This window comes from Nostoc sp. CALU 1950 (assembly GCF_051172895.1).
GTDB classification, from domain to species: domain Bacteria; phylum Cyanobacteriota; class Cyanobacteriia; order Cyanobacteriales; family Nostocaceae; genus Nostoc; species Nostoc edaphicum_A.
On sequence record NZ_JBDNJQ010000042.1, the window covers coordinates 1 to 9,851 of the forward strand.

Annotated in this window: 10 protein-coding genes; all 10 read right to left on the reverse strand. The window is 38.8% G+C overall.

Features of this window, described 5'->3' with window-relative positions; translation table 11 throughout:
* Positions 1–69: 69 nt before the first annotated feature.
* Positions 70–1,839 carry a WD40 repeat domain-containing protein gene (locus ABF638_RS13830; protein WP_435023243.1) on the reverse strand — a complete coding sequence of 590 codons (1,770 nt, stop codon included), beginning with the start codon at positions 1,837–1,839 and terminating at the stop codon, positions 70–72.
* A 460-nt stretch (positions 1,840–2,299) separates the two neighbouring features.
* Complete coding sequence (locus tag ABF638_RS13835) at positions 2,300–2,695, reverse strand: hypothetical protein (protein ID WP_435023244.1); 396 nt, start codon at positions 2,693–2,695, stop codon at positions 2,300–2,302.
* A gap of 150 nt (positions 2,696–2,845) precedes the next feature.
* Positions 2,846–3,493 (reverse strand): TIGR04282 family arsenosugar biosynthesis glycosyltransferase, encoded by a 648-nt coding sequence (locus ABF638_RS13840; RefSeq protein WP_435023245.1) that lies wholly within the window; start codon positions 3,491–3,493, stop codon positions 2,846–2,848.
* A 32-nt stretch (positions 3,494–3,525) separates the two neighbouring features.
* Positions 3,526–4,092 (reverse strand): pilus assembly FimT family protein, encoded by a 567-nt coding sequence (locus ABF638_RS13845; RefSeq protein ID WP_435023246.1) that lies wholly within the window; start codon positions 4,090–4,092, stop codon positions 3,526–3,528.
* The gene (locus ABF638_RS13850) at positions 4,058–5,131 is read right to left on the reverse strand and encodes a glycosyltransferase (protein WP_435023247.1); all 1,074 of its coding nucleotides are present in this window, start codon (positions 5,129–5,131) and stop codon (positions 4,058–4,060) included. Before ABF638_RS13850 ends, ABF638_RS13845 begins: the two co-directional genes overlap by 35 nt.
* Positions 5,132–5,135: 4 nt before the next feature.
* The gene (gene hpsE / locus ABF638_RS13855; protein ID WP_435023248.1) at positions 5,136–6,128 is read right to left on the reverse strand and encodes a hormogonium polysaccharide biosynthesis glycosyltransferase HpsE; all 993 of its coding nucleotides are present in this window, start codon (positions 6,126–6,128) and stop codon (positions 5,136–5,138) included.
* 21 nt (positions 6,129–6,149) lie between these two features.
* Positions 6,150–7,109, reverse strand: a complete 960-nt coding sequence (gene hpsE / locus ABF638_RS13860) for a hormogonium polysaccharide biosynthesis glycosyltransferase HpsE (protein ID WP_435023249.1) — start codon at positions 7,107–7,109, stop codon at positions 6,150–6,152.
* Positions 7,110–7,304: 195 nt separating this feature from the next.
* A complete protein-coding gene (locus tag ABF638_RS13865) occupies positions 7,305–8,012 on the reverse strand; it encodes a pilus assembly FimT family protein (protein WP_435023250.1) in 708 nt (235 codons plus the stop codon).
* 38 nt (positions 8,013–8,050) lie between these two features.
* Positions 8,051–9,052 carry a hormogonium polysaccharide secretion pseudopilin HpsC gene (hpsC, locus tag ABF638_RS13870; RefSeq protein WP_435023251.1) on the reverse strand — a complete coding sequence of 334 codons (1,002 nt, stop codon included), beginning with the start codon at positions 9,050–9,052 and terminating at the stop codon, positions 8,051–8,053.
* Between the two features lie 65 nt (positions 9,053–9,117).
* Positions 9,118–9,771: a prepilin-type N-terminal cleavage/methylation domain-containing protein gene (locus ABF638_RS13875; RefSeq protein WP_435023252.1), complete on the reverse strand. Its 654-nt coding sequence runs from the start codon at positions 9,769–9,771 to the stop codon at positions 9,118–9,120.
* Between the last annotated feature and the right edge of the window lie 80 nt (positions 9,772–9,851).

The window sequence follows — 9,851 nt, forward strand, 5'->3', positions numbered from 1 at the left end:
ATACTCATTAATGAAGCTCAAATACTCATTAATGAAGCTCAAATACTCATTAATGGAGTTTGCTAACTCCTAACTCCGTTGCCAAATTTTAATTGTCTTATCCAAACTTCCACTAACCAACATCTCGCCGGAAGCTGTGAAGGCTAATGCTGTGACTATATTTCCATGACCTGTAAACGTACCCAGCAATTCCCCGGTTTGTAGATGCCATAATTTGATGGTTTTATCAGCACTACCACTGGCAATAATTTGTCCATCGGGACTTAAAGCGATCGCATATACTCTATCTCTATGTCCTTTCAGAGTGTGGAGTAATTCCCCAGTCTCCAATTGCCAAATTTTAATCGTTTGATCCCAGCTACCACTCACCAGCAGTTTACCATCTGCACTGATTGCTAAGGAACGGACGATGTGAGAATGACCCATGAGGGTGTGCAGTGGTTGTATGTCCTTTAAACTTTTGACCCCCGTCAAAAGTGATGTGCGCCAAACTTTGATTTTGCGATAGCTACCTGTAACCAGAGTTTCCCCATCTCGACTCAAAACCAGGGAATGAGCAGCTGTATCATCTAAAGAGAGTGCGATCGCAACCTGACGATGCATCAAATCCCAAAACAGAATTTTTCTATCATCTCCACCTGTAGCTAACATTCTTCCGTCTGGGGTGAAGGCAGCACACCGCACAACCCCATTATGTTTGTGTAAAATATCTATTAAGTCTAAAGCGCCTACGTGCCAAAGCTTAATTGTGGAGTCTGCACCGCAACTCACTAAAGTCTGTCCATCTGAACTAAAAGCCAGGGAATTCACTTCATCCACCAGCCCAGATATTACCCAAGGATACTCGGATAATGTCTCTATTAATTCACCTTTGCTTAAATCCCAGAGTTTCGTCTCTCCACGGCTACCACTTGCCAATATGGGTAAGGCTTTGCCATTGTTACACCCGGAACTGAAAGCTAGGCAATTAATGCCTCTGTTGTGTCCTTGCAAAGTTTGCCAGCATTCCCAGTCACCGACTACACCCTTAAGGCAATGCTCTGATGGTAGAGTTTGTATTGTATCTGCGATCGCTCTCTCAATAATTACTGGCGACGCATCTTTTTTGCCAATAAGTGATTCTAAATACCAACTCAATCCCCCTGCATACAACAAGTTACTCGGATTAATGTAGAGTTTTTGTTCAGTAAGTTCAATTAGATTTGCAGGTAAAAAGCCTGTAATTATGCTCTGTTTTTCGTCTCCTAACTTACCTGTAGATGGATAAAACAAACACAGAAAAATTAATACTTGGTGATTTTTTAAATCCTCTTGAGTAACCGACCATCTAATTTTGTCTTTCTTAATACCATTAAAACTTTCTCCATCAGCAACGTAAACTTGAACACTTAGCTGAGGATTATCTTTTAGTACATAAGAGAATTTGCTTTCGCCACACAAATTTCCCTCATCATCTAAAATCATGTTTTGCAAAGTATCTTGTGACACCTTTTTTACCAATTTGCCCAAGCGTTCAGTTATTACCCGGTCAACAATATGTTCCCGTAAAAGATAATCTTCCGCTTGTCCTTGGAAGTATTTGGGAAAAGGTATTGTCCAGTCGGGAGGCTCAGGATATTCAGGCGGCGTTGGCGGCGGATTTTTGGCGAGAACTTCTGCTTGTTGGCGAGAAAGTTCTTGGAGTCTAGCCAAAGGTTCGCCCCAAAAGGCCATAATCTCAGTGTGACAACCTTTAACTTGACTTTCTAGCAAAGATAAGTCATAAGTTTTAGGTTTTTTCACACGTTGAAGGAAGTCAGTTTGTTGAGCTTTGAGCAAGCTAATCCAATCCATCTGCATTCCTGCGGCAAACTATTGCATACCTACGGTAAGCTATACCAATGCAATTACTCAAGTTTATAACCTTAGTTAATTAAAAATTCAGTAATGTTAGCAGTCTAATAAAATACAACTATCGGCAGATGTTTCCGGGAAAGAGATAGATGGATAGCACTTAGACATTTCATGAACTGATGCAACTGAGATATATAAAATTAGATGATGTCTGTTAATTCTAACGGAGATGGACAAAGAGATACTGTTTCTAGGGAAACACTTCTAGCTGCAAAGGAAAGTTTGATGTGAGAGAGATTTCAAGGGTTACGCTAACGTGAAGTCAACAAATACCCACACAAAAATAACCGAGTACAGCTTGGCGTAGTAAACCACCCATTCCAAATCTATGAAACCCTTACGGTACAGGAATTACGAATTGCCGTAGCGCAGCGTTAGTGAGGAATGAGTGTGATTACGATTTATTTTAACCTTTACGTTTTGGTTGTCTGGGTGTACTACTTACATTAGAGGAGTCACCGAAAGTATCCCTTGCTTCGATCTGTTTAATTTTCATTTGCAGGTTCAAGTCATCACTGCTAACAATTGTTTCTAAATTCGCTAATCTCTGCTCTAACAGTTCTATTTGCTGTTGTTGCAAATAGTTAGTTTTTGATTTTTGCTCATCAGAACGCCAAACAGCAACTGTACCAACAGCTGCGCCACCAATAGCAACTAAAGGAAGAATAGCACCACTTCTAGTAACTGCTGACAGGGGGACGCAAACTCCGAGAATAGCTACTGTAATGACCCAAATTCTTGTAGTAGCAGATAATCTGACATCTTGGTATTGCTCCAAATTGGGTTGAGATTTTTTAGCCATAAGTAAATCCGTTGAAAAGTTATTTGCTACATTGGCAGAAATGTTTACTAAAATACTTCCTACACTTCATCTGTAATAGGCTGAGATAATTGCACTTTTGTCAAGAAGGTGCATGAAAAGGGGACTCTCTCCAGTTTGGAGACTTCTCCCTCATTTTTCCATATCCCTTGCAAGGGCTTGTTCCCAAATCGGTAGATCCTCCGGTCGGTCAACATCAGCTAAAGGCAACAAGTTTACATGTGATAAATTAAGTTTCTGGGCAATGTCCACAGTTTTCTGGAATACTTGAGCAGTTCCCCACTCGATGTTAACGAATAATTCTGGGATAGGTTGGCACAAACCAATTAAGTAATATCCACCATCGATCGCAGGGCCAAGGACAAGATCAAAGGCGTGTAACTTCTCAAAGGCTGTTGCTAGAATCTGAGGATTCACTCCAGGACAATCTGTACCAATGATAATGACTTGTTCTGCACCAGATTGAAAGGCATCGAAAAGCGATCGCGTCATCCGCAAACCTAGATCCCCTTCACCTTGAGACTGGTAAACTAAATCCAACCCCAGCCAGTCTTGCATGAGTTGCGAATCGCCACCTGCAAACCGCACTTCCACAGATATGTCAATGGCTTTTTGCAATTCTTGAACCTGAAATATTGTATGTTCTGTCATCTTGCGATGAAGATTGGCAGCACCAACAGTTCCCAAAGCAGGTATCAGTCTGGTTTTTGTCTTACCTGGTTCTGGATAGCGAGTAAAAATAATCAGGTGTTGTTTTGCGTTTGCTGGTAAGTTCAGCACACAATACCTTGTTTGAATGAACTAAGAATATCTTAATAGCAATACTTGTCATTTTCGTTGGCTCTAGCTTGCTCTTTTGCCATTCGCATTGCTCCTAAAATTGTAGAGATGTAGACGCAACGTTTAGCTTTACCACCATATTTACTGGAGATAGTTATACTCCGCGGTAGCGAAACAATATTACCTCTGTAATCAAATTTAATTTGCCTAAAGCCGTTTGAAATTTGTAAGGTTGTTTCCGTATCTAAGCGAACATTGACATCTAAGTTATTCCAGTTAGCATCAGATGGGTTTACTGTAGCAGGATGAACCGCCCATTGAACAATGCCGTTTTGTTCGCGAAAGCTGGCTTGCCAAGTCAATTTATCCTTGGTGGCTTGCCTTTGAGCTTGGCGCATAGCATAATAGACTTCGTTTTGAGCAGTGTTGAGACGGCGAGTCTCCACAAAAGCTAGCCAGTTGGGTATTGCGATCGTAGCTAATATACCAATTAATAGAACAACTACTAACATCTCTGGTAAGCTAAAACCACTGTTAGAGTGCTTATTGCAGAGATTTTTTGCATTAGCTAGAGATCGTAAATGCACCTGGATATCCATTTTTGCTTTCTGGCCGATTTTCAGCTACCCAGATGTTGAGCAATGTTTCAGCTTCTTGGTTTCTGACTTCGCGCCGATTAAGAATACTGTAGAGCAAGGTGGGCGAAGTAAAAATTATGACAATTTTAAGTAACAATTTTAAGGTGAAATTTATATTCTGAATTCTTGAAGGATCGTTAAGAAAATACTTCCACAGAAATTTAGCTGCTGCTAGACCTTTTTGCCGATTAAACGGCTCTTGTAGGGCTTTGCAGGTCAAATATTTATATAAATTTGCTAGGCTTATATTCCAACTCTGTTTAAGTGTTGTTCGCGTAGCATCTCGTAGAGAAGGTCTTTCTTTATACGCTCTTTCAAGCACTTGCAAACAGGTTTTTTCCTGCCTAACAAGGTTGGAGGAAACTGAATTAGCACTTATACGATATAAGATTTGTATAGATGGTACACATATAAAATCAAACTTAGAGGCTAATCGCAGCCACATATCCCAATCCTGGGCGGCATTGAGAGATTCGTCAAAGCCACCTAATGTAATTAAAGCTTTTCTAGAAATTAAGGGATTTGAACCATTTTCTAGAAAGTTATTTAATAACAACTGATCATAAGCATTTCCATTTACATTAATCCGCTTACCTGAAAGTAGAAATTTACCATTTGTGTCAATATAATCAGTCCAACTGTAAGCAACTTTTGCAGTAACGTTTTCTTGCAGAGCCTTGAACTGAGACTGAAGTTTATCAGGTGTCCAAAGATCATCTGCATCTAAGAAACTAACAAATTCTCCAACTGCACGGTGTAGACCTCGGTTACGGCTGACGTTTCCGCCAGCATTGGAATAGGAAAATACTTTTATTCTTGAGTCTGGGATTTGTGTAACAACTTCTAAAGTTGAGTCTTGTGAACCATCATTAATTACAATTAATTCTAGGTTAGTAAAAGATTGATTTAAAACAGATTGAATTGTCTGCTTAATAGTATTTTCACTATTATAAGCAGGGATGATTACAGAGATTTTTGGCAATTTTTTGTTGGCTTTCATAATTTTATAGGGCTAATTTATTTTTTAATACTCTGCCAAAATGACATTTTAAGTAGTAAAGAGGACTCATCATACTAGCCAAGTAAAACTCCATCTCAAAAAGAGCAATTAGATTACTTTTAAATTGCCCTCTATAGTAAATCAAGTGCTGTAATGCTCGGCGTAAATTTCCTAAAATAGTTTTTATAAACACTATTGGTTTTTGCCAATTTTTGGTATTTATCAAGCGTAACTGGAAAATACACAAACCACAGCCGCGTGCCAGAGTTAGGAGGTAATCTTTCTCAAGTCGCCAATGTGGTATTTGATGATAAGTATGCATGGTAGGGTTATACCAAATTTGCCAGCCTGCATAATGTATGTAAAGCAATGGTTCATAGTCATCACCCTGCACCAAAATACCAGGCAGCTTGCCACTTAAATTAGGTCGTTGTGGTACATTTTCGCGCCATACTTCTTTCCGAACAACAAGGGCTGCACCAGGAGGAAGTCTTAAATTATCCGCATCAAACAAATGTGGATTTGAACCATGTTCTCTAATAGCTAAAAAAGCTTGAATTTTTTCAAAATTTTCTGGTGGTTTTACTTCAAAATCACCATGAATCTGTCCACTCCAAGCACCTGCTTGAGGATGCTCTAAACCAAATTTATATGCTTCTGCTAACCAATCAGGTGCAGGTAAGTTATCATCATCTAAAAATGCGATTAGCTCCCCTCTAGCTTCACGTACAGCCCTCAGTCGTGCAAAAGCTGCTCCCTGTTCGGGTTCTAAAAAATATCTTAAATGACAGTTTCCATCATATATTTTTTGGTAATTCTGGATGATTTCAGATGTGTTATCAGAACTATTGTTATCAACAATAATAATTTCCCAATTAAGATTTTCTACTCCTGTCTGGGTTAAGAGTTTATCTAAAATTTTAGGTAATCGAGTTGCTCCATTATATGCAGGTATGGCTATGCTAACATCTAAATTTTCAACTGCTAATTCAGTCATAATACCTAATACTCTGATAATTTATTTCTTGAAATATCCATTTTTCCAAAGATAAAAAGGACTAATTAGACTACTTACAAAAAGTTCCATTTCACAAGCAACTACCAAATCCTGTTTTAGATTAGTTCGATATTTTAATAAATGAAAAAAAATTTTACGCAGGTCATTTATCATATAAGATAAAAGAGCTACTGGTCTATATATCTGTTTTATATTAACCATTCTAGTTACATAACGGCTAAGTCCAATACCTCGAAAAAACGGAATTAAATAATCTTTTTTTAAACGAAATTCTGGGATTTTATGAGAAATTTCCATTTCTGGGTTATACCAAATCTCCCATCCTGCTTTTTGAATATAAGACAACATCTCTAAGTCTTCACTGGTAAGCATATTGCCTTTAACTCTTCCAGTTAAAATAGACTTATCTGGCACACTTTCTAACCACGCTTGTTTACGAACAACAAGTCCGGCAGAGGGTGGCAGTAATTTTTTAGATGTTTCATATAATAGCGGTAGATTGCCCCGCTCTGTAATTGCTAAAAATGGAGCAATCCGCTTAAAGTTTTCCGGTGGTTCTACTTCCCAGTCCGGGTGAATTTGGCTGCCATAAGCTCCAGCCTTATGATATTTTTCACCAAAAGTATAAGCTGCGGATACCCAATTTGATACTGGGTAGTTGTCATCATCTAGAAAACCTATGAGTCTACCTTTAGCTTCTGCGACTGCCCTTTTACGGGCATAAGCAGCACCTTGTTTTGCTTCAAAGCAATACTTTAAAGGGTAAGTACACTGCCAATTTTTTTGATAGTTTTGAACAACTTTAGCTGTGTTATCAGTGCTATTGTTGTCTACAACTATAATTTCCCAAGATAAATTTTCTGTGTGAATTTGGTTTTGTAGTCGTTCTAATAGTTCAGGTAAACGACTTTCACCGTTATAAGTTGGGATAGCTACAGTAATATCAAGGTTTTCAGTCATTTGACAAAAGTTACATTTTGATATTTTGATTAGGACGCTTTTTATATGTTCAGCCAATGGCTAATTTATTGGTGGCTTTTCAATAGATGTATCAAACATTAAAACTGCACATGATGTTTCAATTTTGCTATCAATGTGCAGTTTTATGTACAGTCTTATTACGTATTTTTTAATAAAAGTTGCTACATCAGTTACTTAATCGCATTTTTCGTCTTTTGCTGTGAACATTGAGCCTAAAAGAGTTTTCACAACGACGCATCGCTTTACGCTACTAGCCAATGTTGGATTTGCAGAGCTTGGTACAGCTACCACTATTTTTAACCCAGGTGGCTCTGTACCTTCTGGCACTGTTCCAAAGTTATTTGGCAAAGTCAGCGCTCCCATATAGTCAAAGGTAATTTTTGCTGATGCATTTAAAGGATAGGATACAGGAGAATTAGTAGTAGTATTGGCGATATTTTCACCACTAAGATTTCCGCCCAGCAGTAATTTATTAGAATTAGCTCCCACTTCTGCCCCTAAAGGTTTCCATGTGCTGATTCCAGCATCGGTACGATAAATAGCAACCTCTACATTTTGGGTTGTGCTATTTTTCTGAAAACTGACACTGTAGCTAAGTTTTTTCTTTTTAGCTTCGCGCTGTGCATCTTGCAGTGTGGCGAAAACAGCGTCATTAGCCTTATTTATCTGCTGCCGATTTACAAAAGCAATCCAACCAGGAGCAGCGATCGCTGCTAGAATTCCTACTATCAGTAGTACTACTGTTAATTCTATCAGGCTAAAACCAGCATCATGTCGATTGTAGCTATAATGTCGATTTACTAAATATTGCTGCTTTTGTTTTGTTTTTTTGCTGTGTAACTGGAAATAATCGAATAATTTTAAACTAGGAATATTCTGCATACTATCCTGCTTTTATTAATCTTTGTCAAAGATAGAAGCTATTTGCTAAATATAAAGCTGCTTCCTTGAACCTTAATGTTTGCACTCGGAAAATAACTAGATTTACTCTCGGCGTAACGTACTTTAGTTTCATCTTCTAATAAGCGAGCTTGTGCGTTACCTCTTAAATAAACTTCAGCAGCACTTCTATTATTTGCGCTAACTGAATTTACACAAGCATAGAATCCTGTTCTAACACTAGTTGCTGCTACTGGAATTGGACTAAAGTTAGGAGAGCATGTTGATGCTGGCGCTCCCTGTGCTATTGTTGTTTGATCTATAAAATCAACCAAAACTAAGGGGTTTTGATTGTAACTCCCCCCTCCTGTCCAAGTATTCATTTTTGCTTGTAATGTTATGCCTTTTTGTGACACGTCAAATGGTTTAAAACCTTTATCTGGACATGGGAGATATTTTTCGGTTGCAAGAAATCCATCGCAAGCAACTGTAGCAGCAGCATTTGGAACCCCATCTTTAATTTCCCATCTGGCGATGCGGGCAGCGTTAGACCAAGTAGTACTAGGACTAGTGTCTTTAATTAAATAGTAGGCAACTAATGAGTAAACAAAAGTATCATCTTTTTCAGTGCCTGTAATTGTAATTGCTTGATTAACTAATTGTCGTTTCCAAAAGACAAGCACAGGAACTCCACCTGTTGGGCTAGGTAGTTGATTTGTAACTGCTGGGCAAGTACTAGGATTACTAGTATCAGCAGTACCGCTTAGACAACCAATTCCAATAGCATCATATATATATAGTGCTTGTTGGAGATCGCGAGTGATATAGTCAAGCGCTGCTTTAATTTCTTGCTCAGAGGTGGCTTTAGCTTGTTCCTGGCGGTCAGTGTTTAAAACGCTGATCATAAAGCCTAGTAACGGCGTAATTACCAGGAATGCAATGATCATAGCTACTAGTAATTCAATCAGCGTGAAGCCACTATTTTTGTTTTGCTTGTGAGAGAGTTTTAGCTGAGTACTTAACAGCCACCTCAATATATTCATCTTGCTACAGTTTCTCCTTAGTGACGGATACTGAGTCATAAAATTATTTATGTTTGCTGGGTTAATTATTGACAACCACCAAGCCTTCCGCATAAAGCACTATAGGAGCTTTGACCCCTAACAATTTCAGTTGTCATTTCTACTAGTGGTGCTTTGCGATCGCCTAATCCCCCAGTGAACGTTGCTGTTGTTTTCTGGTTGCCATTGTCATCAGAAGTTTTCTTGAGAGAGCCAAACTCGGCATCTGAACGATACACCCGAATTCCCAAACTATAGCCTTGACCTCTATCGATTTGAGCGGTACTTGTACTGATAGTTACATCTGATTTACCAAAAGCCTGAATGTAAAACTGCACTGGGCTGGTGCTTGTTTTGTAGGTTGTACAATCAGTTGGGAGAGTAATTTTTCCGTCTTTGTGAAAGCAATACAAATTAGTTGTGACTGTAGGGGCATCTTCGCTAGCAAGTAAAGAAGTTACATTTGATACTTTATCTTCTAAAATTGTTTTAGACTTAATAGCATCAATAAAGGCTTTAGCGGCTCCTGTTGCCAATTCTATGCGTCTAGCTTGCACACGAGTTGCGGTTGACATGACTAGGACAGGTGCGATCGCTACCAGCAAAACGCTAACCACGAGGATTGCCACCAGCGACTCAATGATCGTAAAACCAGACTGGCTCGATTGGGAAGATGATTGTTGTAGTTGGTGTGGGATCATAGTTAGTTCCTCAATAGGGCTATGTTTGACAGCGATTCGCGTCGAGTGTAATAAGCTTTTAACCTCTGTCTCCAAATCTT